Source organism: Amycolatopsis anabasis (assembly GCF_009765355.1).
GTDB lineage: Bacteria > Actinomycetota > Actinomycetes > Mycobacteriales > Pseudonocardiaceae > Amycolatopsis > Amycolatopsis anabasis.
Genome location: NZ_VTHK01000088.1, coordinates 1 through 23,424 on the forward strand (window position 1 = coordinate 1; position 23,424 = coordinate 23,424).

22 protein-coding genes are annotated in these 23,424 nt (G+C 67.2%); 8 read left to right on the top strand and 14 right to left on the bottom strand.

Features of this window, described 5'->3' with window-relative positions; translation table 11 throughout:
- Positions 1-68: 68 nt before the first annotated feature.
- Positions 69-380: a hypothetical protein gene (locus FXO23_RS47370; protein ID WP_158895218.1), complete on the bottom strand. Its 312-nt coding sequence runs from the start codon at positions 378-380 to the stop codon at positions 69-71.
- Between the two features lie 489 nt (positions 381-869).
- Between FXO23_RS47370 and FXO23_RS47375 the strand changes: the two genes are divergently transcribed.
- From FXO23_RS47375 to FXO23_RS47385, 3 genes are all read left to right on the top strand, one after another.
- Complete coding sequence (locus tag FXO23_RS47375; RefSeq protein WP_158895220.1) at positions 870-2,069, top strand: helix-turn-helix domain-containing protein; 1,200 nt, start codon at positions 870-872, stop codon at positions 2,067-2,069.
- 343 nt (positions 2,070-2,412) lie between these two features.
- Positions 2,413-2,757, top strand: coding sequence for a hypothetical protein (locus tag FXO23_RS47380; protein WP_158895222.1), 345 nt, complete (start codon positions 2,413-2,415; stop codon positions 2,755-2,757).
- Positions 2,745-3,167, top strand: a complete 423-nt coding sequence (locus FXO23_RS47385; RefSeq protein WP_158895224.1) for a hypothetical protein — start codon at positions 2,745-2,747, stop codon at positions 3,165-3,167. Before FXO23_RS47380 ends, FXO23_RS47385 begins: the two co-directional genes overlap by 13 nt.
- 153 nt (positions 3,168-3,320) lie before the next feature.
- Here FXO23_RS47385 and FXO23_RS47390 read toward each other — a convergent pair whose 3' ends face one another.
- The 6 genes from FXO23_RS47390 to FXO23_RS47415 all read right to left on the bottom strand — a co-directional run bounded on the left by FXO23_RS47390 (position 3,321) and on the right by FXO23_RS47415 (position 8,189).
- Entirely contained in the window at positions 3,321-3,611 is a 291-nt protein-coding gene (locus FXO23_RS47390; protein ID WP_158895226.1) for a hypothetical protein, read from the bottom strand.
- Complete coding sequence (locus FXO23_RS47395) at positions 3,611-4,858, bottom strand: phage major capsid protein (RefSeq protein ID WP_158895228.1); 1,248 nt, start codon at positions 4,856-4,858, stop codon at positions 3,611-3,613. Before FXO23_RS47395 ends, FXO23_RS47390 begins: the two co-directional genes overlap by 1 nt.
- On the bottom strand, positions 4,855-5,115 hold the full coding sequence (locus FXO23_RS47400; protein ID WP_158895230.1) for a hypothetical protein: 261 nt from the start codon (positions 5,113-5,115) through the stop codon (positions 4,855-4,857). Before FXO23_RS47400 ends, FXO23_RS47395 begins: the two co-directional genes overlap by 4 nt.
- Positions 5,116-5,196: 81 nt before the next feature.
- Positions 5,197-5,415, bottom strand: a complete 219-nt coding sequence (locus FXO23_RS47405; RefSeq protein WP_158895232.1) for a hypothetical protein — start codon at positions 5,413-5,415, stop codon at positions 5,197-5,199.
- Positions 5,416-5,815: 400 nt separating this feature from the next.
- Positions 5,816-7,885: a bifunctional DNA primase/polymerase gene (locus FXO23_RS47410; RefSeq protein WP_158895234.1), complete on the bottom strand. Its 2,070-nt coding sequence runs from the start codon at positions 7,883-7,885 to the stop codon at positions 5,816-5,818.
- A gap of 115 nt (positions 7,886-8,000) precedes the next feature.
- Complete coding sequence (locus FXO23_RS47415) at positions 8,001-8,189, bottom strand: helix-turn-helix transcriptional regulator (protein ID WP_158895236.1); 189 nt, start codon at positions 8,187-8,189, stop codon at positions 8,001-8,003.
- Between the two features lie 497 nt (positions 8,190-8,686).
- Between FXO23_RS47415 and FXO23_RS47420 the strand changes: the two genes are divergently transcribed.
- Positions 8,687-9,913 carry a tyrosine-type recombinase/integrase gene (locus tag FXO23_RS47420; protein WP_158895238.1) on the top strand — a complete coding sequence of 409 codons (1,227 nt, stop codon included), beginning with the start codon at positions 8,687-8,689 and terminating at the stop codon, positions 9,911-9,913.
- Here the strand turns inward: FXO23_RS47420 and FXO23_RS47425 are convergent.
- A complete protein-coding gene (locus tag FXO23_RS47425; protein ID WP_158895240.1) occupies positions 9,812-11,125 on the bottom strand; it encodes a peptide ABC transporter substrate-binding protein in 1,314 nt (437 codons plus the stop codon). The two genes, FXO23_RS47420 and FXO23_RS47425, sit on opposite strands and share 102 nt — an antisense overlap.
- A gap of 128 nt (positions 11,126-11,253) precedes the next feature.
- Between FXO23_RS47425 and FXO23_RS47430 the strand changes: the two genes are divergently transcribed.
- Positions 11,254-12,594 carry an LVIVD repeat-containing protein gene (locus FXO23_RS47430; protein ID WP_158895278.1) on the top strand — a complete coding sequence of 447 codons (1,341 nt, stop codon included), beginning with the start codon at positions 11,254-11,256 and terminating at the stop codon, positions 12,592-12,594.
- Between the two features lie 17 nt (positions 12,595-12,611).
- On the opposite strand, the gene FXO23_RS47435 is transcribed toward FXO23_RS47430, so the two are convergent.
- From FXO23_RS47435 to pruA, 4 genes are all read right to left on the bottom strand, one after another.
- The gene (locus FXO23_RS47435) at positions 12,612-13,130 is read right to left on the bottom strand and encodes a serine/threonine protein kinase (protein ID WP_158895242.1); all 519 of its coding nucleotides are present in this window, start codon (positions 13,128-13,130) and stop codon (positions 12,612-12,614) included.
- Between the two features lie 138 nt (positions 13,131-13,268).
- The gene (locus FXO23_RS47440) at positions 13,269-14,714 is read right to left on the bottom strand and encodes an amino acid permease (RefSeq protein WP_158895244.1); all 1,446 of its coding nucleotides are present in this window, start codon (positions 14,712-14,714) and stop codon (positions 13,269-13,271) included.
- Positions 14,715-14,777: 63 nt separating this feature from the next.
- Positions 14,778-15,704: a proline dehydrogenase family protein gene (locus tag FXO23_RS47445; RefSeq protein WP_158895246.1), complete on the bottom strand. Its 927-nt coding sequence runs from the start codon at positions 15,702-15,704 to the stop codon at positions 14,778-14,780.
- Positions 15,705-15,716: 12 nt separating this feature from the next.
- Entirely contained in the window at positions 15,717-17,342 is a 1,626-nt protein-coding gene (pruA, locus tag FXO23_RS47450) for an L-glutamate gamma-semialdehyde dehydrogenase (protein ID WP_158895248.1), read from the bottom strand.
- A gap of 134 nt (positions 17,343-17,476) precedes the next feature.
- Between pruA and FXO23_RS47455 the strand changes: the two genes are divergently transcribed.
- Positions 17,477-19,093, top strand: coding sequence for a helix-turn-helix domain-containing protein (locus tag FXO23_RS47455; RefSeq protein ID WP_158895250.1), 1,617 nt, complete (start codon positions 17,477-17,479; stop codon positions 19,091-19,093).
- Here the strand turns inward: FXO23_RS47455 and FXO23_RS47460 are convergent.
- Positions 19,026-20,018, bottom strand: a complete 993-nt coding sequence (locus FXO23_RS47460; protein WP_158895252.1) for a MauE/DoxX family redox-associated membrane protein — start codon at positions 20,016-20,018, stop codon at positions 19,026-19,028. The genes FXO23_RS47455 and FXO23_RS47460 overlap by 68 nt on opposite strands.
- Before the next feature lie 175 nt (positions 20,019-20,193).
- Between FXO23_RS47460 and FXO23_RS47465 the strand changes: the two genes are divergently transcribed.
- On the top strand, positions 20,194-21,759 hold the full coding sequence (locus tag FXO23_RS47465) for a Na+/H+ antiporter (protein WP_158895254.1): 1,566 nt from the start codon (positions 20,194-20,196) through the stop codon (positions 21,757-21,759).
- On the opposite strand, the gene FXO23_RS47470 is transcribed toward FXO23_RS47465, so the two are convergent.
- Positions 21,666-22,376 (bottom strand): phosphate signaling complex PhoU family protein, encoded by a 711-nt coding sequence (locus FXO23_RS47470; protein ID WP_158895256.1) that lies wholly within the window; start codon positions 22,374-22,376, stop codon positions 21,666-21,668. The two genes, FXO23_RS47465 and FXO23_RS47470, sit on opposite strands and share 94 nt — an antisense overlap.
- 205 nt (positions 22,377-22,581) lie before the next feature.
- On the opposite strand from FXO23_RS47470, the gene FXO23_RS47475 reads away from it, so the two are divergent.
- On the top strand, positions 22,582-23,403 hold the full coding sequence (locus FXO23_RS47475; RefSeq protein WP_158895258.1) for an SDR family NAD(P)-dependent oxidoreductase: 822 nt from the start codon (positions 22,582-22,584) through the stop codon (positions 23,401-23,403).
- The last annotated feature ends 21 nt before the right edge of the window (positions 23,404-23,424 follow it).

A 23,424-nucleotide genomic window follows, 5' to 3' on the forward strand; every position in this document is an offset into this window, starting at 1 on the left:
GTCACCTTCACACCATAACCAACGACCACGCCATAATTGAGTTACGCATCAATAACCGGTCTGTCCACTCACGACCCCAGCGAGATCCCGGCGAGTTCGAGGCCGCGGGTCGGCGTGGCCGCGACGTCCCGGACCCGCTGCGCCCACACCGCGTGCCCGTGGCCGGACCACAGCGGTGCGGCCGGGAGGTCGCGCAGCACCTGGTTCTCCGCGAGCCGGTACAGCTGGCCGCTTTCCGCGGCGGTCCCGCTCGAATCCGCCGAGGTGAGCAGTTCGGCGAAGCCGGGATCGGCATAGCCGGTGGCCTTGGTGAGCGCGGCGAGCGGTTCGTGCGGGCTCGCCGTCAGCAGCGGGCGGGTGAGCGTGAACGGACCGTTCATCGCAAACCTTCCTCTGACCTGCACAGACGTGATCCACATGTCCTCTGAGCAGGGAAAAGTGTCCTCATCGTTCGTCAACGTTTTGCACTGTTAGCCGCCATCTGGCGTACCGAGAACGTACCGGGGTCGATCACCTATCTGTGCAGGTCATAGGTGATCGACCCCGGTTACGTTTACCGGTCACGTTGACTGATCATCTTGGACGCGCGGCCTATCCGGCTACCGGTCACGGTCACCGGCTACCGGTAGGCCGCTCAGGACGCCTGAGAGCCCCGTTGCCAGCCGATCGGGTGGGCGGGCTTCTTACTATCCGCTCAGGCGTCCTACGGCTGTTCTAGGGCACCGTGCAGACCATGCCCACCGGTACACCCGTTGCTGTCGCACTCTGTGACCCCCGGCTAGTCCGTACAGGTGAGCACCCGATCACTGATGTGTGCAACGTCTTGCAGCCCTACCATGAGAGAAGTACGCGGCGGAAGGGGCACAACGATGGACCCGGAAGACAACGTGATCGGTGCGAGGCTGCGCGTGCTACGGGGCCGGAAACCGTTAGCCGTGATCGCTGGGCAGGCAGGCATTACCCCTAGCCACCTATCGATGCTTGAACGCGGGCAACGCCACTTGCTTAACCGTCGCCTGATCGGTGCTCTTGCCGACGCGTTACGTGTTGCGCCATCGGAGATAGTTTCCCTCCCCTTGCCACCTAATGACTCTGTTCTAAATGAGGCTAAGGCGAATGTCGCAGGGGTAGAGAACGCACTTTCCGATTACCGCCTAGGCGAACCGACCGGCATAACTCCGCGCCAATGGCCTGAACTTGCGGCTGAGCTTGAACGACTCGATCAAGACTTTCTGCCACGTGCCGATTACGTGTCCGCTGCCGCCATATTGCCCCGATTGATCGCAGACCTACACAGCACATATCTAGCTGGCGGGAAACACAAGCGTCCGGCCCTAATGGGACTTATGCAGTGCTATCACGCAGCCGCGTATATGACGACGGTCTTTGGTGGCCCCGGATTCTCGCAGTTGGCGGCAATGCACGCTCAGTCCGTAGCGGATGCCCTATCCGGCCCTGAGTGGGATGGTTTGGCGGCATTCTTCCGCGCGCAGGCAAGCGGGGGAGCTGTCCGACCGGAGCGGTTGTCTCAGTCCCTACGTGTCGCGAATTCTCTCCAGGGGGAACTTGACTCGTCCAATGTGGCGCAGGTCTACGGCATGTTGCATCTTGATTGTGCGCTATCGGCTGCTGCTCAGAGACGCGAAGATGATATGCAGGCATCCCTAGCGGAAGCGGAAGACGTAGCAGCACGATTGCCAGATGTGGGAACGTTCGGGCGCTTGAGTTTCGGTCGAATCAATATCGGCATTTGGCGCGCATCTCTGGCGGCTGAACTAGGCCAGGGTGGAAAAGTCGTAGAGATCGCCCGGAACGTGCACGTTGACCCTATGCCGGTAAACCGGCAGGCAACCTTCTATGCCGCTATCGGTCGAGCTTTGGCCACTGAACGGCGCATGACAGATAAGGCGATACTCGCGTTACACCGTGCGGAAAAGATTGCTCCGCAACGTATCCGACCGAATGGCGGGTATCGCGCGGCGGTAGCGGAACTGGTGACCCGTTCCAAGCAAGACGCGCTCGGGCGCGAGATACGCGGCATGGCTCACCGTGCCGGTGTTCCGGTGTGACGCGCAAGGGTGAACGCTAGCCCGTTCGCGGGACTATGGAGAGACTTACACGGATCGTGAAACCGGCTGCATGATCCATTTCTAGCGTTCGGTGCGTGACTGATCTCTTCCGCTCACAGTGGCTTGTGTACGCGGTCATGTTCGTGGCTGCGTTCGGATGGCTGCCCATGTTGCTGTTCGCCGGTTGGATAGCGGACCGGTGGAACGCGTCCAGGAACCGCGCAGCATGGCACGCACGATGTGACCCGTGGTCTGGCCGCCCGAGACAAGGAACGGGCGGGAGAAGGCCACTCAGGGCGCGTTACGGGCGGCATGAAGCGGCGACTCGGGGCGGTGGTCGCCGATGAATCTAGACCCGCTGGACGATGTGCTGCTCTCGGCCGAACTTCGGCGACTCGTGGCGTTGGTGGATCGAGGTTGGGAGTTCACTCCTCGTTTCGATTCTCAGGGTGAGGTTGTTCGGCTGGTCGGTCTCCGCACGTGGGAGGAAGGCCAGGCCGACGCCATGCACGTGCTCAGCCAGACCAACGCGGCGGGGCTGCGCATGGACTACACGGGCGGGTTGCTCTGGCAGCTCGACGGGACGCTGATGGAAGTGGTGGATGGCCTTCTCGCGTTGCCCGCGCCGAGTCACCCGCTCGCGCCCCGGTTGGTGCGGGGTAGGGCTCCGAAGTTGTGGACACCGTGATGGGGTTCCTGCGGCGTAGGCGGGAACGGCGCGCAACTGCGGTCACGGTAGCGGCGGATGACTTGGCGCATCTGCCGTTGATCGAGCAGGCTTTCAATGATGACAACGATTCCGCCGTGCATGAGCTGATCGAGATACGCGCGGACCTGGTGACCGCACGGCGATTGGCGCGGAGACGGTCACTTGCCCGAGCACTCCTTGGTGAGGCGCTGCTGTGGATTGACACATGGTTGGACACGTGGAAGGCGCGCGAGGTTCAGACACCGCATTTGTTCATCCTGTACCGGCAGATGGTGCGCCACCTAGAGCAGGTGGCCGAGCGACTGTCCACTGTGGCCGAGTTGGAAGCACGGATGAGGGACGTGACCGAATGGCCGTACACGGAACCGGACAGCAAGGAGGACACCTAACGTCCAGCGGGGGTCGTCACGACGCTAGCCCCTTCGACCGGTCCCCGCTGGGCCTTCCCTGGTGTACTGACAAGTTCTGCTAGGGAAGGGGGAAGCACGATCCCCGCGTCTGGTCCTCGATCAGGCAGGCGCGGGGATCGTGTCTGTGTCAGCCTATTGTGCCTTGTGTCTCCGGTTTCCTTCCAATTGCCGGGGGATCGATTCCCCGGCGCGGATGAATACGTAGGTGTCCGGTTCGCCGGTTTCCACGTACATGTCTGTGTCGGCGCGCACAGTGTCCGGTGTGGACGCCTGCGGTACCTCGGGCGGCCGGTACCCGCGTTCGGCGGCTTGGACTAGCGCGCAGTCCTCGCACTGTTCCGGCATCCGGTTATGCGGACAGAGACCGACCGTTTCCGGTGGCACGAAGTCCAGTTGCACCGGTTCGCGTTTCCGCTCAGGCATCAGGGCCGCACCCCCGACACGACGTTGAACGCGGCACCACGCGCCACTGCTACGTCTCCGCGCCACCAGGCGACGAAACCGAGCTGTCCCGTGTCGGCATACCGTTCCCGCAACGGAGCAATCATCAGATCGGTGCGGACACCGACGAACAGTTGGGACCAGTCCGCGACGAACACGTCACTGCAATCGGTGGACGTGCCCACGGTCAGGTTCGTCGGTACCTGATTCGTGCTGTAACGCGGAATGTTCTCGATGTACTCAGGCGTCCGCAGTGGCTGGTTCTGTGTGTCCTTGAACTTCGCAATGGTCTTCGCGGTACGGGGCGCGTAGACGATTCCGCCTGCCTGTTCGTTATTGATTTCCAATTGAGCCGCGGCATCAATCAGGAAATCAAAATTGGCCGGTGTCCCACCATTTGCGCCACCGAATATCGTGACCGTGATCCCGGAAGTGTTCTTGATACCCCGTGGCTCCGGCGAAGTACCCGATCCGTACATGGCGGCCTTGTCGATAGCCAAAGCGAATTGCTGCGTGAACGCGTTAGTCAGCGCATCACCTACGTTCGGCGCGTCCTCGATCAGTTCCCGAGACACGATGGTATTTGCCGTGAGCGCCTGCGCAGTCAGCGTGACTTTCCCCAGGGTGCCATCACTCGGCGGAATCGGTGCGCCTTCACTGTGCCAATTCGCCGAAGGGTCACCCGTCCACTTTGCTACGTCCACGGTTCGGTTCGCCATGGGCACGATCTGTGCCCCGGCCTGCAAAACGCGTGCCTGATTGCGAGCAAGGTCAATGAGCTGGGCTGACAGGATTGTCGGCACCAGGACGCCACCGGCGGATTGAATCCCTTCGCTCATAGCGCGCCGTTCCGCGTCCGCATCTTCCCAATCGCCTACCACGATTCCGCGCAGGTACTTCCCGAGATCTAGTTGTTCCTCGTCCGGATGTGCTAAACCGCGCGCCCTGATGAAGTGCTCGTATTTCTGTTCCCGCGTGAGCGGCTTACCGTCTGCGTAATCCGGGATCTCGTGTGATCTACCGAGAGTTGTCACCTGGTGTTCCGCTCGCTGAATCCGTTCAATATATTCGGAAATCCCGACTAGCCGTTTCTCTGTCCGGTCCCACGTGTCCCGTTCTTCGGGTGTGAGTCTACGGCCGTCTTTCTCGCAGGCGTCGCGTATGTCCAACATGGACTGCCACAGTTCCGCCTGCTCGTCACGCAGTTTTCGCACTGTTCGCGTACTCATGAGAATTCCCCCGTTACCGGTCCGCCTGCTGCGTCTACAAGTCCCGACCGGTCTACCTCGTCCAATCGCTCCATACGTTCAAGGCGTTCGATATCGCGTTCCGTGTCGTCCAGCTCATCACGGACACGCATGAGATGTTCTCTTTCCGCGTCCGATAAAGATCGCCGCACAAGCTGCTGTCCAAGCGATTGGAATTCCTCGCGCAACTCGTCCGCCTGGCGTTGAAGTGCCCTAATAAGATCCATGAAATAGTCCACTCGAATACGTTTCTTCAATGAACGGCTACGCGAGTGAAACTCCCTCGGCTCGCTGAGCCTCAGAATAACACGGAGGGAGGGCTATTTACCGGCCTGCCAATCCGCCAGAAACGCGTCAAACTCAGCGATTCCGCCGAACGCCTGCGCGCCAATGGCGACGGTCACGCCGGATACCGCTCCGAGCAACGCGGCAGGGTCGCAGTCCGCCGCAATCGCGTGCACCCCATCCAAGTCACCGCGCAGACCCGCGCGAATCAGGGCCACGGCCGTAGCCTCGTCCGGCTCCATCCGGTCACTCATCGCTACATCCTTTCATGATCAATCGTGGATTCGTCGGAGAGAGATTCGAAAGGTCCACTGGGGTGGTCCGCGCCCCCTTGGCGAAGATCGAGACCCCCTTCCCCGTGTCGCGTTGCACGTGTCGCGTGCCGTGTCCTCGTCCACCGTGGACCGTTGCCCGTGTTCGTGATCGATGGCATGTTGTTCGTATCTGGTTACGTACATGACATGTGTGTATGTGTCTGTTTTCACGTACAGGGTGCGCGCGGCTGCCCCGGCCGGGGCGGATGGGGTGCTCTCGGGCGCTTGTGGTCGGCAGTCGTCCCAGCCTCGCGCGGGGTCTTGGTATGACTGGTTCGACTGGTTCGACTGGTACGACTGACGCGACTGGTCCTCAGTGGCACCAGTGGGACCAGTCATATCAACTCTCCCCAGGAGCGTGGTTCGACTGGACGCCACCTGTGGATTCGATGGGTTCAGGTAGCCGCCACCATGATGTGCGCGGAAAGCCGCTCATCTCTGCGATGACACCGAGTTTGTTCTTTGCTCGGTTCAGGGTGGTGGTAGCGTGTCCTTCCGCCTGCGCGGCTCTCTTGACTGCGGACGACTTTTCCGCTCCTCCTTTCAACATGAGATAGTCGTGTAACCAGTCCATCGCTTCCTGTGTCGCGGTCTTGGTTTCTGGTGTCTGTTCGGTGACAGTGTTCAGGGCATCCTTAATGGACAACGAGCTTTCGCCTAACCATTGCACCTTGCCCGTGTTCACTGGTCCTTCACTGGTAACGGCCACGCAGATATTGACGATGGTGAACGCCAGCGTCGGCAGGTCCGACCGGCCGAGGTTGTTCTTCTCCTGTCCTAGAAGGATCACGTTGTCGTCGTCCGGGTCTCTCATCGCGAACAGCACGCTACGGGCTACCGCTGAGAACGCCCGTGATCCCATGATGAGTGTCAACGGGTCTTTGCTCGTTGACTTGTTCACGTGAATGAGCCCCAGTACGGCCGCGTCGGCTTGTTCTGCCATACGTACAAGGGGTTCCAGTGCGCGCCTGACCTCCGCGTCCTTGTGCGTGTCCAATGAGGCATCCAAACGCGACATGAGCGGGTCAAGGAGAATCAGGGCTGCACCCGTCTCCCGTATCACGTGCTCTAGCTCGATGTTGTCATGGGGCAACGACAACGGCGCGTGTATGTCGCCATCTATCTCAACATCAATGCGGTACACCAAACTCCGGTCGGCGTCAGCCGCCATAAGCCGCGGAATGATGGTGTGCGACCAAGAGTCCTCAGTAGCCGCCACGATGACCGCTTTCGGCTGCCCGTAATAGATTCCCGGCATCCGGCCACGTGTTACGTCCGCGATGAGCTGATACGCGACGGTGCTTTTCCCGATACCTTCCCGTCCTGCGATGAGCCCGAGCGTGCCCACGGCAAGACGGCCATCCCATAGCCACCGGACCGGCCTTGGGTCAATGACGTTCGCTGGCGTAAGCCGGACCGTCCTACGCGGACTTGACGGTGTGACCACTGTGGACAGAGGCGAGCCGGCCCGTAGCGGCTGGATTTCGGGTAGCGGTGTCGCTGCCACGCTGAGCCGCTTCTCCGTCTCGATCCGGCGCGCGTGCGGATCATCGGCCAGAGCACAGCCAACCGCGTACGCCACAATGCCGCGCCACTCGCTCTCTACAGGCCGTCCAGCGTCATCCGCTACAGAGTCCCGAAACAACGTGCCCAAGCGCTCCACGGCCGTCTCAGCCGGATAGAAACCGGCCTGCGCCTCTTTCAGCGCGTGCGTTGTCACATCCACGGCCGTCTCATGCCGCGAGGCACCCGCGCCCGTACTGGCGAGGAACTTCCGGCACAGCACATCCAACAGCCCTGGCTTGTCGTTGCGCGTGTACGTCAACCGGTAGGCGGTCACGTCCGTGTCGCTGGCCGCGTCGATCACGTCCCCCGCGTCGGTCAGCATCGCGGCCAGCTCGGCGGGCAGCTCGGGAACACGGCCGGTGGTCTGCCACTCGTACCGGCCGCCCTGGTCCGCGTCCAGGTGTACCGAGGGGGCGGCAATGATCACGCCGTTGGTGCCGCGTACTTCACCCCAACCTTGCCCGAGTTGGCCGGTCGAGTTGCCGATACGGCGGCCGGGTGGCATGGCGAACACGTAGTGACCGCGTCCTGGTGATTCGACGCGGGTGGACTGAAACGGTGCCGCAGGCAAGGCACGCGCCAACTCAATCGGTAGGTTTTCCGGCGCGTCTACGTCGAATACGAGGGCACCGGAACGGCCGCAATGTAACGCGATGCCGTAATCCGTGAAGGTAAACCACGCGACTATCTGAGCAGGATCACGGCTCGACTTTTCCGGCCATCGATCACCGACAACGGAACCGGCATGCTTTTCACCCCGAATCACGGGCAGAACATAGAAACCAGCATTGGCATACGCGAGGGCAGCGTCTAATGTGGTCGCATCATCGGGCAACTCAGGCACAGACAAAACGGCTCCGACTGCGCTAGACTCAGCGCTAGATCGGCCGTTGCCCTTGCTGATCGTCTCAGCCCCCGGAACCGCAATTTCCCGGCTCGCGCGGTCCCGGGGGTTTTCACTACTCCCCATCAGCACCGTTCTGCGCCTGCCGTTCCAACCAAGCGTCCACCTCGGACAGTCGGTACCGAACATGGATGCCGACGCGGTAGTACTTTGGGCCGGTCCCGCGCGTGTTCCACGAGTACACCGTGGCAACCGGCACCCCGCAGTACTCGGCCAACTCGCGCACGCTCAAAAGAGCTTTCATGACGTCCCCTGCGCCGTAGAATTCCCCGCTTTTCCTCGATCATGACCGGCTTCTGAGCTAGAGTCAATAGCAGTGGGGAAAAGTGCACAGAAAGGCAGACGTTACCGATTCCCGATGCAATAAATAATTACCCATGGCCTATTACGCAATAGCAGACCTGAATTAATCACCGGATTTGACGAGACGTTAAACGCTCTGTGTTCCGTCGCTCGTGTCCGGCCGCTTGGGGAGCTTGGAATTGGGTTCGCGGTTGTACCACGCAATGAATGCATTAATCGCGGCGGATCGATCGGTTCCCTGTTTCTCGACGTTGTGGCCGAACGAGTCCCATCGGTCATTGGCAACGCGAACGGTGTGCATCGGTGTTCTTGGCGCGTTCGGCATGGCTCCTCCTGGTGACCAGTCACCGGGAACGCTACCAACGACTTGCGGTGACTAGTCACCACAGCTTAAGGTGACTAGTCACCAACAGGGCTTTACCAGGGAGGAATCGGAACATGAGCGTGGAAGACAGATGGCACCACAAGGGCAGCCGGAAGAGAACCAAGGACTACGGGCGCGGCAAGCGCTGGCGCGTCCGGCACGGTGACCACCCCGTACGGTCGTTCGACAAGCAAGAAGACGCGATCACGTGGGACAACCAACTGAAAGCGGCTGATCTCACCGGAGAACTTCTCTACGCGCCGAACAAGAGTGACATCACGGTGGAGGAGTACGCGGCCAAGTGGCTTGTGGACCAGTACCCGAACGTCCGGTCACGCAAGGCGGTTGAGTCGCGGCTGCGGAATCACGTGTACCCGACGCACGGCAAGCGGCCGGTACGCAAGATCACCGTGTCCGTGTTCAAGGAATGGCTGTCGGACATGCGCAGCAAGACCAAGCGCAACGGCAAGCCGTACGCCGAGGGAACCATCAGGGTCGTGTACGTCCATTACGCGTCCATGCTGCGCTCGGCCGTCATAGACGGCACGCTCCGCAAGCACCCGGCCGACAACCTGAAGAACCTTCCGGTCACCCCGAGTAGGAAGGTCACCAGCGTGTGGGAGCGGCCGACCGTTGACCGGCTGGTAGCCGCGCACGATGACCGGAACCGGCCGATCCCGCTTCTGTCGGCTACGTGCGGGCACCGGCAAGGGGAGAGCTTCGCGGTTGCCGAGGAAGACATAGACGACTGGCGACGCAAGATCACGATCCGTCATCAGGTCCAGATGGTTGACGGCAAGATCGCCCTGGTCCCCCCGAAGGGTGGCAAGACGCGCGTTGTCCCTGCCCCTCGGGTGACCAGGAACGCGCTCAGGGCGTCCATCTCGCGGTACGGGACGCTGGCCGTACGGTGCGAGTGCTGCAAGCGCGTCAATCACCTGATCTTCTTCAAGGATGGCCAGATGCTCAGCCCGACCGACTGGAACCGGCGTCACTGGCACCCGGCACTCCAGGCGGTAGACATCACCCCGGCCGAGGACGAAGAGACCGGCCAGCATCAGCTCAGGCACCACTACGCGTCAGTGCTCATCTACGCGGGACGGCCGATCACCGAGGTAAGCGAAAACATGGGGCACGCATCGATCAGCGTCACCGGTGACGTGTACGGGCATGTGTTCGAGAGCGCCCGACTGGACGCGCTAGACGCGCTCGATAACGTGTTTGACGGTATGGGCACGGTCACCAGTGACGGAGCTACCGACCCTCTGACGTACCCAGAACGTACCGCCGAGGCGGCCTAGTATGTGTCTGTGCAGGTCAGAGGGCCGGAAGGTGATCAGCGTCATGAACGGCCCGTTCGCGTTCCCGCCGGTGTGCGGCTGGGCCGTCACTTCGAGGCCGAGTGCGGTGCGGAGCTGATCGGCCAGCATCCGGGCCCAGGTTTCCTGACCCGGGGCGAAGAACACGGTCACCGGGCCGGTGAACGGCACCTGCCCGAGCAGCGACTTCGCCGCCGCCGCGTCGTGCGTGCACGGGCGGCAGGTGCCGGATCGCTCGCCCGGGGCCACCGCGGGCGGGAGGAACGCGGTCGCCGGATCGATCTGGCGGCCGAGCGGACCGGCTTCCAGCGCGGCGCGATCCACCGCCATGGCGAACGCGTGCCGCACCGCGGCGTCGGCGTACCGCTGGTCCGACAACGGGAACGCCAGGTAGGTCACCTCGGGCAGCGGGAAGGTCAGGTTCCGCTCGGGGAAATCGCCGTGCATCGCTTCGTGCCGGTCGCCGGGCACCTCGGTCGCCAGGTCGAGCGAGCCGTCCCGGACCTGGTCGACCTGCGCGCCCGCGTCGCCGACCCGGAACTCGATTTCCTTGGCCTTGCCCGGAACCTGCTCGGTCCGCACCAGTTTGCCGCCGGTGCCCTTCCGCCAGGGTCCGGCCATTCGGAACGGCCCGTTGCCGACCGGGTTGACGGCGAAGCCCGCCCAGTCCTTCGAGGCCAGCACCGAGGCGGGCAGCGGGAACAGCGCGGGGCTCGCGAGCACCGCGGGCACCTGGCCGAACGGACGATCGAGCACGATCCGCACGGTGTACTCCTCGGGCGCGCTGATCTCCTTGGCGCGCAACACTTCGGTGAGCGCACCGGAACCCGCCCAGCGCGCCTCGGCGACCGCGCGCCAGGTGTCCACATAGGACTTTGCGGTGACCGGGGTGCCGTCGTGGAACCAGCCGTCCGGGCGCAGTTTGATCGTCCAGGTGATCCGGTCGGCGCTGTCGATCGACTGCGCCGCCCGCGGGGTGACCGTCCCGCTCGCCGGGTCGTAATCGGCCAGCGGCGTCCACAGCGCGCCGGCGATCATCCGGCCCGCTTGGTCCCGCAGGTCGCCGGGCAGCAGGCTCGCCGGTTCGCGAACACCGACGGTGAGCATCCCGGGGCGGGCGGGTTCGGGCGAGCCGGTGCAGGCGGTGACGCCGAGTAGCAGCAGGGCGAGCACGGCGGCGAGGCGTTGGCGCATGGCCCATGTCTTAGCAGCCGATCGCCGCATTCGCTCCGGGTGGCCTTGCGACGAAAGGCTGTTGTGGCGGGGGCGCCGGCGAGCCTAAGGTGATCATGGCTTTCTGGGAGGTTGCTGTGCGCGGCAAGATGCTTCGATCGTCCCTGGTTCTGGCCACCGCGGTGGCGACGATGGTGGTTACGGCGATGCCCGCCGGGGCCTGCGGTGAGGGGGACGAGAAGCCCGCCACCGGTGCTCCCCGCGTCACCGGCGAGCCGGGCGCGGTCAAGAACGTGACCGCGGTGGGCAACGTCCCCGACGCGCAGGGCGCGATCGCGCTGCAGTTCCTGCAGTACGGACCCCGGGACGTCCTGGTGGTTTCCGGCGAGTTCGGGCTGAAGACCTACGACATCACCGAGAATCCGGCCGCGCCGAAACTGATCGGCCAGCTGAGCCTGCCCGGCATGTGGGAAACCGAGGACACCGAGGTGGACCCGGTGCGCAAGCGGGTGTTCCTCGCGCGGGACCCGCGGGCGTTCGGTGGCAACACGCGCACCGGCGAGTCCGGCATCTACACCGTGGACCTGCGCAAGCCGGAGAAGCCCGAGATCCTGAGCTACGTCAAGACGCCCTCCGGGCACACCACGACGTGCATCAACGGCTGCGACTTCCTGTGGACCGGGGGCCCGGCCAAGGCCGACAACATGCCCGCCGAATGGGGCGGCCGCCCGATCTGGGTGACCGACGTGCGCGATCCGCGGCACCCGAAGGTTTACCCGAACCCGATCGAACTCGCCCGCAACGACGGCAAGACCGACTACGTGCACGACGTGCAGGTCGACTCGCAGGGCGTGGCCTGGGTTTCCGGGCGCGGCGGGGTGCGCGGGTACTGGACCAGCGGCGTCCACCGCGACCCGGTGCAGGGCAAGATGCGCCGCGCCACGCCGACCAATCCGGTGCCCTACGCGGGCGGCGGCATCCAGGAGACGGCCGCGCCCTCGAAGTTCATGCACAACAGCTACCGCCCGACCGGTTTCCGTTCGGCGGACGGCGGCGAGGCCGCGGGCTGGCGCCGGGGCGATCTGATCTACGCCACCGAGGAGTCCTTCCTCGACGGCTGCGCCGGGGACGGCGTGCTGGTGATCTCCTCGCTCGAGGGTTCGTACCACGGCGAAGGCTGGCGTTCGACGCCGGACAAGCCGTACCGGCTCAAGACCGTCGGCACCTGGGGTGTCGCCGGGCAGGAGGGCAGCGACCCGAAGTCCGGCGACTGCTCGGCGCACTACTTCGACGTCAAGGGCAAGATCCTGGTGCAGTCGTTCTACGCGCAGGGCACCCGGTTCCTCGACGTCAGCGATCCGACGAACCCGAGGCAGATCGCCTACTTCCGGCCCGCCGACGCGAGCGCGTGGGCGCCGTACTGGCACCGCGGCCTGGTCTACGTGGCCGACAACACCCGCGGCATCGACATCCTCAAACTGAACGCGTAACCGGTGCGTTCGCGCGCTCAGCACCAGAGCCATTCCGGCCACAGGCGGCAGGGGGTCGTGGTGGTGGTCGGCGGGGGAGTGTGCGACGAGGGCGGCGGCGCCGGGCTGTTCGACGGCTGACCGGGTTCCGAGGTCTTGGAAACCGAACCCGAAGGGCGGGGCGCGGGCGTGTCCGCCCGGGGGCGGGTGCTCGCGCCGGTTGTGGTGGCGGTCGAACGGGCGCTGGTGGTCGGCGTGCCGGTGGTGCCGTCCCCGCCGCCCTCCGGGCTTTCGGTCTCCGTGGAGGTCGGTGACTCCGGGCCGGAAACACCGCTGCTGCGCCGGGGCATCTGGATGACACCGGTGTCCTCGGGCGCGTCGGCGCGGTGCTCGTCGGGCGCGGGCCGGACCAGGACGAGCAGCGCGGCGGCCCCGCAGCCGAGCACCACCGCCGCCATGACCGCGAGCACGCGCAACCGGGATCGTGGCGGCGGTGGCGTGGGGCCGAGCCGCCCTTCGCGCTCGAGCAGCTCGTGCACCGACACTTCGTGGTCCACCCGGAGGAGCCCTTTCGCAGCAGAACGCAGAGGGCGCCTTCATACCGGAGATTTCCGGCGTCAGGGGGCGGATTGATCGAAAAGTGTCCAAACACTGCGGTCCGCGACCGGCCGGTTACCGGGCGGACCGGATCCGTCCTACTCCGTGGAATCCTTGGCGAGCAAGGACTTCCGGCGGCCGTAGGCCAGGTAGATCACCAGCCCGACGGCGAACCACACGCCGAAGCGCAGCCAGGTCTCCGGATCCAGGAAGGTGATCAGCCAGAGCGAGAACACGATCCCGATGATCGGCACGATCGGCATCCCCGGGCAGCGGAAGCCGCGCGGCAGATCCGGCCGCTTGTAGCGCAGCACGATCACCGACACGCACACCAGGACGAACGCGAGCAGGATGCCGATGTTGGTCAGCTCGGCGGCCTCCGCGATCGGCAGGAACCCGGCGATCAGCGCGGACGCGATGCCCAGCAGCCACGTCATCCGGGTGGGCACGTGCCGCCGCGGATGCGTTTTGGCGAACCACTTCGGCAGCAGCCCGTCGCGGCTCATCGAGAAGCCGACCCGGGAGGCGCCCATCATGAACGTGAACAGCACGGTCAGGATGCCCAGGATGGCGCCGATCGCGATGACCGCGCCCAGCGCGGGCAGCCCGATCGAGGCGAACGCACTGGAGAACGCGCTTTCCGAGCTGATGTCCTTGAAGTTCACCATCCCGGTGAGCACCAGGCAGGCCAGCACGTAGAGCACCATGGAGATGGCCAGCGAGTACAGGATCGCCTTGGGCATGTGCTTCTGCGAGTCCTTGGATTCCTCCGCCGCCGTGCTCATCGCGTCGTAGCCGAAGACCGCGAAGAACACGGTCGCCGCGCCGGTGAACGCGCCGGACAGGCCGAACGGGAAGAACGGGTTGTAGTTCCCCGCCTTGATGTGGAACGCGCCGACCACGATCACCACGATCACCACGGCGACCTTGAGGAACACCAGCGCGGTCTCGAAGCGTGCCGCGTTCTTCATGCCCTGGTTGAGGATCCACGCGATGAGCAGGCACAGCAGCACCGCGAACAGGTTCACCCGGTAGCTGCCCGCCGCGACTCCCGCGGGCTCGGTGCCCGGCGCGCCCATCATCCACGTGGGCAGCCCGATGTCGAGGAACCCGAGCAGATCGTTGAAGTAGCCCGAGATTCCGATCGCCACCACGGCCACGATCGCGGTGTACTCCAGCAGCAGGTCCCAGCCGATGGTCCAGCCGATCACCTCGCCGAGCACCGCGTACCCGTAGGTGTAGGCCGATCCCGCCTTCGGGATGAGCCCGGCGAACTCGGCGTAGGAGAACGCCGCCGCCGCGCTCGCGATCCCGGCGATCAGGAACGAGATCAGCACCGCCGGGCCCGCCTTGCCATGCGCGACCGCACCGGCGAGCGAGAAGATCCCGGCGCCGATGATGCCGCCGACGCCGATCGCGGTGAGCTGCCGGAGCCCGAGCGCGCGGTTCAGCGACTGCCCGCCCGGGGCCTCGTCGATCTGGTCGATGGGTTTGCGGCGGAAGATCGACGAGCTGATGCCCGTGGGCTGCCGGGTCGTGGTCATGCTTGGTATCCCAACCGGCGCGACACTGCGCCTTGAGGTGACGGGGGAAGCCGCGCTCGGTGCTCAGTTCGTGGTGGTCAGCGAGCGCAGGAAGAACATGAGGTTGGCCGGCCGTTCGGCCAGCCGCCGCATGAAGTAGCCGTACCACTGGTCCCCGTAGGGCACGTACACCCGCAGGCGCTTGCCCTCGGCGGCGATCCGCTCCTGCTCCGCAGGCCGGATCCCGTACAGCATCTGGAACTCGTGGTCGGCCGGGCCGCGGTTCGCGGCCAGTGCCAGGTGTTCGGCGATGGCGAGCAGCCGGGGGTCGTGCGAGGCGACCATCGGGTACCCGGCGCCGTTCATCAGGATCCTCAGGCACCGGACGTAGGAGGAGTCCACTTCGGACTTGCGCTGGAACGCGACCGAGGCGGGCTCGGTGTAGGCGCCCTTGCACAGCCGGATCCGGGAACCGGGCCCGGCCAGCTCGCGGCAGTCCTGTTCGGTGCGCCGCAGGTACGCCTGCAGCACCGCGCCGACCCAACCGAAGTCCGCGCGCAGTTCGCGCACGATCTCCAGGGTCTGGTCGGTGGTGGTGTGGTCCTCCATGTCCAGGGTGACCGTGGTGCCCGCGGCCTTCGCCGCTTCGCAGATGCGCCGGGCGTTGTCCAGCGCGATCTTCTTGCCGTCCACCGGCAGGGAACCACCGATCGCGGTGAGCTTGACCGACACCTCGGCGCGCGCGGTGAGCCCGGCGCGCCCGAGGAGGTCGAGCAGCTCGGTGTAGGCCGAGACGGTCTTCTCGGCCTGCTCGCGATCGGTGGTGTCCTCGCCGAGGTGGTCCAGCGTGACGTACCGGTCCGCGGTGAGTTCGGCGGTCGCCGTGATCGCCTGGTCCACGGTCGTACCGGCGACGAATCGGTCGACGATCTGCCGGGTCAGCGGCAGGTTGGCGACCAGGGTGTGGCAGGCGTCGGATCGCGACGCGGCCAGCAGTGCGGAGCGGAGCATGTCGGTTACACCTCAGTCCTGGTGCGGGTACCGCGACACCGTCGGCGGCACGAAGGTCTCCTTGATCGAACGCGGGCTGGTCCAGCGCAGCAGGTTGAGCGCGGAACCGGCCTTGTCGTTGGTGCCCGAAGCCCGGCCGCCGCCGAAGGGCTGCTGCCCGACGACCGCGCCGGTCGGCTTGTCGTTGACGTAGAAGTTGCCCGCGGCGAAGCGGAGCGTCTCCTGCGCGTGCGCGATGGCCGCGCGGTCGCGGGCGTGGATCGCGCCGGTGAGCGCGTACGGCGACACGCTTTCCATCTGCTTGAGCACCCGCTCGTAGTCCCCGTCCTGGTAGACGTGCACGGCGAGGATCGGGCCGAAGTACTCGGTGCGGAACACGTCGTGCCCGGGGTCGGTGCCGGTCAGCACGGTGGGGCGCACGAAGTAGCCCTCGGAGTCGTCGGCGGTGCCGCCCGCGAGGACCTCCAGCGAGGAGTCCTCCGCCGCGGACCGCTGCACCGCGGCCAGCCGGTCGAACGAGCGCCGGTCGATCACCGCGCCCAGGAAGTTGCCGAAATCGGTGACGTCACCCATGGTCAGGGCGTTCACCTCGTCGACGAGGTCGTCGCGCAGCCTGCTCCACAGCGAGGCCGGAACGTAGGCGCGCGAGGCGGCCGAGCACTTCTGGCCCGCGAACTCGAACGCGCCGCGGACCAGCGCGGTGCGCAGGATCTCCACGTCGGCGGACGGGTGGGCGAGGATGAAGTCCTTGCCGCCGGTCTCGCCGACCAGCCGCGGGTAGCTCCGGTAGTTCGCGATGTTCGCGCCGACGGTCGACCACAGGTGCTGGAAGACCTTGGTGGAACCGGTGAAGTGGATCCCGGCGAGCTCGGGGTCGGCCAGCGCCACATCGGACACCGCGAGGCCGTCGCCGGTGACCAGGTTGATCACGCCCGGCGGCAGCCCGGCGGCCTCGAGCAGGCGCATGGTCAGGTGCGCGGCGAAGGTCTGCGTCGCGGCGGGCTTCCAGACGACGGTGTTGCCCATCAGCGCGGGCGCGGTGGGCAGGTTCCCGGCGATCGCGGTGAAGTTGAACGGGGTGATCGCGTAGACGAAGCCCTCGAGCGGGCGGTGGTCGGTGCGGTTCCACACCCCGGCCGAGCTGCGCGGCTGCTCGGCCAGGATCTGCCGCGCGAAGCCCACGTTGAAGCGCCAGAAGTCGATCAGCTCGCACGCGGAGTCGATCTCGGCCTGGATGGCGGTCTTGGACTGGCCCAGCATGGTGGCCGCGTTGAGGGTGTCGCGCCAGGGTCCGGACAGCAGATCGGCCGCGCGCAGCAGGACCGCCGCGCGCTCGTCGAACGGCAGCGCTCGCCATGCCGGGGCGGCGGCCTTGGCGGCGGCGACCGCGTCGGCCGCGTCCTCGTGGGTGGCGTTGCCCAGGGTGCCCAGGACAGCGCGGTGCTTGTGCGGTTGGACGACATCGATCCGGGTGCCGCGTCCCATCCGCTGCTCGCCGCCGATCGTCGAGGTCAGCTCGACGGGCTCCTTGGCGAGCGTCACGAGCCGCTGCTCCAACCGGGCGCGCTCGGCGCTGCCGGGGGCGTAGTTCTGCACGGGCTCGTTGGCGGGAACCGGAACCTGGGTCACAGCGTCCATCGGCGTCTCCTCTTTCCGCGTCGCTTGGGGTGCTCGGGGATCTGCTCAACGCTAGGTAGCGCGGAAGGTCGAGCGGTGGTGCATGCGGCTACTGTTGAGGCGGTCCGTTTGTACGATCGGCCAAAGGGAGAGCCATGGAGACCGCGGGCGCGACACTGCGCCAGCTCCTGATCACGCTCGGCGAGCCACTCGTCGAGTTGCTGGCCGCGCCCGGCGGGCTGGACGTCGAGGTGGGCGATGTGGTCATCCTCGATCCGGACGACGAACCGGGCGCCGAGCCCGGTGACCTGGTGCTGATCGTCGGCGCCCGCGGCCGGTCGGCACTGCGCCTGGTGCGGGCCGTCGCGCGGCGGGGCGCGACCGTCGCGGCGGTCAAACTGGAACAGGCCGAGGACCTGGAGGGGCTGCGCGCGGCCGCCGCCGACAGCGGGATCGCCGTGCTCACCGTGCGGCCCGAGGTGCGCTGGGACCAGCTCGCCACGCTGGCCATCGACGCGGTCGCCGACGCGCGGGAGATGACCGGAGCCGAGCCCGGCGAAGCCACCGACCTGTTCTCGCTGGCGCAGACCATCGCCGCGCTCACCGACGGCATCGTCAGCATCGAGGACACCGCGAGCCGCGTGCTGGCGTATTCGCGATCCGACGACGAGGTGGACGAACTGCGCCGGCTGTCCATCCTGGGCCGGCAGGGGCCCGAGGACTACCTGGCGCTGCTGCGCAGCTGGGGTGTCTTCGAACGCCTCAACGCGGGCGACGAGGTGGTGCGGATCGACGAGCACGCCGAACTCGGCATCCGCCGGCGGCTCGCGGTGGGCATCCGGGCCGGAGCCCAGTGGCTGGGGACCGTGTGGGTGCAGGAGGGCCGGAACCCGTTGTCCGAGCAAGCCGAATCGGCGGTGCTCGGCGCCGCGCGGGTGGCCGCGCTGCACCTCGTGCGCCGCCGCACCGGCCCGGCCGCCGGGTTGCAGGAGAACCTGCTCGCGGGCCTGCTGGACAACCGCATCGACGCGCAGGTGCTCGCCGGCAGCATCGGCGCGGACCTCGGCAAACCGGCGGTGGTGACCGCGTTCGGGCTGTCCGATTCCGGGCCGTCGGTGGACGCCGACCGGCCGACGCTCGAACTGCGCGGCGCCGCGATGAACGATCTGATCTCCGTGCACGCGGCCGCGTACCGCCGCAGCGCGCTGGTCACCACCTCCGGCTCCCGGGTCTACCTGCTGCTGCCCGATCTGCCGGGCCGGTCGGCGGATCAGGTCGCGGTCGGGCTGGCGCGGGAGATCGTGGCGGCGGCGGGCAAACGGTTGCGCCTCACCGTGCGGGCGGCGGCCGGTTCGGTGGTGCCCTCGCTGCGCGACATCGCCGAATCGAAGACCGAGGCGGACCGGGTGCTCGACGTGATGGCGCGCGAGGGGCGGACCGGGGTGGCCACGATCGCGGACGTGCGGTCCGAGGTGCTGGTCGGCGAGACGCTCGCGCTGCTCGAACGGCAGCCGCGCCTGCGCGATCCCCGGGTGAACGCGCTGGTCGCGCACGACGGCGAACACGGCTCCGAACTGGTTCCCTCGCTGATCGCGTACCTCGACCGGCTCGGTGACGTGCGCGCGGCCGCCCGGTCGCTCGGCGTGCATCCGAACACCCTGCGGTACCGGCTCAAACGGGCCGCCGCGCTGAGCGGGCTCGATCTCACCGATCCGCGGCAGACCCTCTTCGCCCATCTGCAACTGCTGCTGACGACCCGAACCGGGAGCTGACCAGGGTCCGGATCCGCTCGGGCCCGTAGACGGGCCGCCCGTCGAGGGTGCCGTCGGGGTGGACGAGCACCGCGCACGGCGTGCCCGCGGCGCGGTAGGCGTCGGCCACTTCGCGGTCCCGCTGCAGCAGGATCAGCGGGAGCCCGTACCGATCGGCTCGCGCGCGGTTCGGCCCGGCCGCGCCCCGGCTGATCACCGCCACGGTGAGCCGGTGCTCCCGGTGCCAGCGGCCGAGATCGGGCAGCAGGGCGTCGCAGGCGCCGCAGTCCGGGTTGGCGAAGACCAGCAGCGCGGGATTTCCGCTCGCCAGCAGGGCTTCCAGGTCCAGGACGGTGCCGGCGAGGTTGGGCAGCCGGAACGCCGGCGCGCGCGGCCGGGTGGTCGCCGCGGGCCGCTCGGCGAGCTTGCATTCCAGTTCGGCCAGCCGCCGCCGGAGTTGTTCCTGCCGCTGCCACAGGGCGAAGAAGGCGGCCCCGCCCGCGAGCAGCAGTCCTAACGCGACGGTCCGGGCGTCCACGGTGAACCCGGTGACGGGTCCGAAGAGGACGGTGGTGGCCAGCGCGGCGAGCACGAGGTTGCGGGCGAGCGCGGGCCAGCCCGGCGGTTCGGCAGACAACCGGCCGAAGCAGCGGCAGGCGGGGGCGCGCCCGTGGGCCAGGTGGTAGGCCAGCAGGCTGGTGAAGACCAGCAACAGGACCAGCGCGCCGAACGCACCGATCCGTGCCGACGCGGGCGGAACCAGCGCCACGGCCACGGCGAGTTCGGCGACCGGCAGGGCGGCGGCCGCGGGCGCGGCGAAGCGGGCGGGTACACCGAAATCCAGCATCGCCTCGCGCGTACCGGCGTGGTCGGCCAGCTTCGTCCCGCCGGAAAGCGCGAAGACCGCGGCCAGCAGCAGGCGAACGAGCAGCAGCACGGTATCCACCGGCAGAAGCTTCACCCGCCCGGTGGGCGGCGGGGAACCGTCGGCCGAGCACCCGATCGGGCCACCCCGGTTGCCCTTTCGCGCACGGCCGTGCGCCGCACGAAGTAGGGTGATCGGCGGGGAAGCCGGGAAGCCTGGTCGGCACTGTTGAAGAAGGCAAAGCGGGGTGCCGGTCGTGCGCGGTGTCGAAACCGTCCTGTTCCTGGTGGTCGTGGCCACGGTGGTGGCCACCTTCGCGAACCGGTTGCGGGTTCCGGCGCCCTCGCTGCTCGTGGTCGCCGGGGTCGTGGTCGGCCTGCTGCCCGGGGTGCCCGCGATCACCGTCACCCCGGACATCGTGAGCCTGGTCGTGCTGCCGCCGCTGCTGTTCGCCGCGGGCGAGGAGTTGCCGTGGCGGGATCTGCGGGCGGTGTGGAAGCCGACCGCGGTGCTCGCGGTCGGGCTGGTGCTGGTGTCCGCGGCGGTCGTCGGTGTCGTGGTGTTCGCGCTGACCCCGTTGCCGGTCGGGATGGCGTTCGTCCTCGGCGCGGTGCTCGCCAGCACCGACCCGGTCGCGGTGACCGCGCTCGCCCGGCGGCTTTCGCTGCCGCCCCGGGTGCAGGCACTGGTGCAGGCGGAGAGCCTGTTCAACGACGCGACCAGCCTGCTGCTGTTCCGGGTCGCCCTGTCCCTGGCGGTCGCGGCGGGATCGGTGTCCTGGGGACGGACGGCCGTGGAGTTCGTCCTGCTCGCCGGGGGCGGCCTGCTGGTCGGCGGGGTCGTCGCGCTGGGCGCGTTCCTGGTCCGGCGGCGGACCGAGGACCCGGTGCTGGAGACCGTGGTCGCGCTGGTCACCCCGTATGCGGCCTACGTGCTGGCCGAATCGGTGCACGCCTCCGGGGTCACCGCGGTCGTGGTGGCCAGCATCGTGCTCGGCACCCAGACCGAACGCGTGACCAGCCCGCGGATCCGGCTGCAGCTGACCGCGGTCTACGGCACGGTGGTGTTCCTGCTGGAGAGCGTGGTGTTCGGGTTGATCGGGCTGCAACTGCCCGAACTGGTCCGGGCGCTGGCCGGGACGCAGAGCAACTGGCCGCTGGAGGCGCTGGCCATCGCGGGAACGCTGCTCGTGGTCCGGTTGCTGTGGGTTTTCCCGCTGTCGGCGGCGTTGCAGCGGAGACGGGGCGTGCGGCCGACCTGGCGGGTGCCCGCGGTGGTGTCCTGGGCGGGCGCCCGGGGTGTGGTGCCGCTGGCCGCCGCGCTGTCGATCCCGCTGACCACCGGGAGCGGGGAGTTGTTGCCGCACCGGGATCTGGTGTTGCTGCTGACCACCTCGGTCATCGTGATCACCTTGGTGGTGCAGGGCTTCACCCTCGCGCCGCTGGTGCGCCGCACCGGGATCGCGGTGGCCCCGGACGACATCCGCCAGGAATACGGATCCGCGCGCGAGCGGCTGGCCAGGACCGCGCTGGCACACCTGGACGAGATCGCGGGCAGCGAATCGGCGCCGGAGTTCGTCATCGAACAGCTCCGGCGCAGCTGGGCGGCGCGGCTGGACCGGGTGTCGGTCTCCGGGCCGGAGGAGGCGGAGAGTTCGACGACCGCGGACGCGTACCGGAGACTGCGCCGGGAACTGCTGCGGGTGGAAGGCCTGGAACTGACCCGGCTCTACGAATCGGGCGCGGTGAGCGACGCGACCCGGCGCCGGATCCAGCGCATGCTCGACTTGGAGGACGCGGGGCTCGGCGAGGACGATTCCTGAAGCACGCTCCGCCGGGCGATGGCCCCGGCATGCCCGGCGAACCGTTCGTAGCAGCGGCTGAGCAGGCTCACGTCGACCGCGGTGGCGACGCCGTAGCCCCAGTCGCCGTAGTCGATGATCGTGAGCAGCGTGCGGTGCAGGTTGGTCATCTCGTCTTCGGCGTCCTCGGCCGCGGCCCGCATCGCCGGGTCGCGGCTGATCAGGGCCTGCCCGGCCAGTCCGGCGATCCCGCCCGCGATGCGCCCCATTTCCTCGAAGCGCGGCCGCAGCACCGGCGGCACGACCGCTCGCGGATACCGCCGCCGGGCGGCCTCGGCGATCTGCGCGGCGAGTTCGGTCATCTGCGCGAGGCTCTCCCCGATGTAGATCGACGCCACCGCACCGCGGAGATCGTTTTCACCGTGCAGTTCGCGGGCGAGCAGGTCCCGGGCGTGCCGGTCGGATTCCGCGCGGTTCCGCGCGAGCCGCCCGCGATCGGCGATCACCTGGTCCGCACGCGCGAGATCGGCGTCCAGCACCGCGGCGGTCGCGCGGCCGATCGTGTCGGCGTTCTCGTGGCAGAGCGCGGCGAGAAGGCGGGCGAGGACTTCCAGCCGGTCCTGGTAGACGTCGTGCATACGTCTGGAGCGTAACGCCGCGATCACGGACGCGTCGGTACGCGGCGGATTTCCTAACACTATTCGTGCGGTTGTTTTCCGGCGCGAATGTCGAACTCGCTGACCTGAATGTCGAATTCGCGTGCCGGAACGTAGAACTCGCGTTAAGAGCACGGCGGCGGGGTTGTGGGCGATCGGGTGTGCGGGGTTGTGTGGGGGTATGGCAATGCCTGGGTTCGTTGCCGATCGGACCGCGTTGATCACCGGCGCGACCGGCGGTGTCGGGTTCGAAATGGCGCGTCGTCTGCTGGCCGAGGAATTCACCGTCGTGCTGCACGCGCGATCCGGCCGGCGCGGTGAGGAGGCGCTCGAGCTGCTCGTCAAGGAGGGGTTCGATCCGCTGCGAATGCATCTGGTGCTCGCCGATTTCGCCCGGCTCGGCGAGGTGGCGACGATGGCCGCGCGGGTGGCGCGGGCGCACCGGCGGATCGATGTGCTGGTGAACAACGCCGCCATCGCGGGAACCGACGAGCGGGTGCTCACCGAGGACGGTCACGAGCAGACCTTCCAGGTCAACTACCTCGCGCCCTATCTGCTCACCCGGATGCTGGAGGGCGCGCTCGCCGAGGCGCGGCGGAGCCGGGTGGTGAACCTGTCGTCGGCGTTGCACCGCACCGGGCGGATCGACTGGGCCGATCTCACCCGGGAACGCCGGTACAGCCGGGGCGCCGCCTACGCGCAGTCCAAACTCGCGCTGACCATGTTCACCCGGGCGCTCGCCGAATTCGGCCCCGACGGCCTGACCGCGGCGAGCGTGCATCCCGGTGTGCTGGACACCCCGTTCCTCGCCTCCTGCGGCTGCCACGCGCGCCCGGCGGGAGAGGGCGCCGACACCGTGGTGCGCCTGTGCCCGCCCGACCACGCGATCGTCAACGGCGCCTACTACGACGAGCACCTGGTCCCGGCCGGTCCGGCCGCACCGGTCAACGACCGGAAGGCGGTCCACCAGCTGTGGCGGATCAGCGAGCGCCTCACCGGCCTCGGCTGAGCGCGTTGCCGAGACATCGCA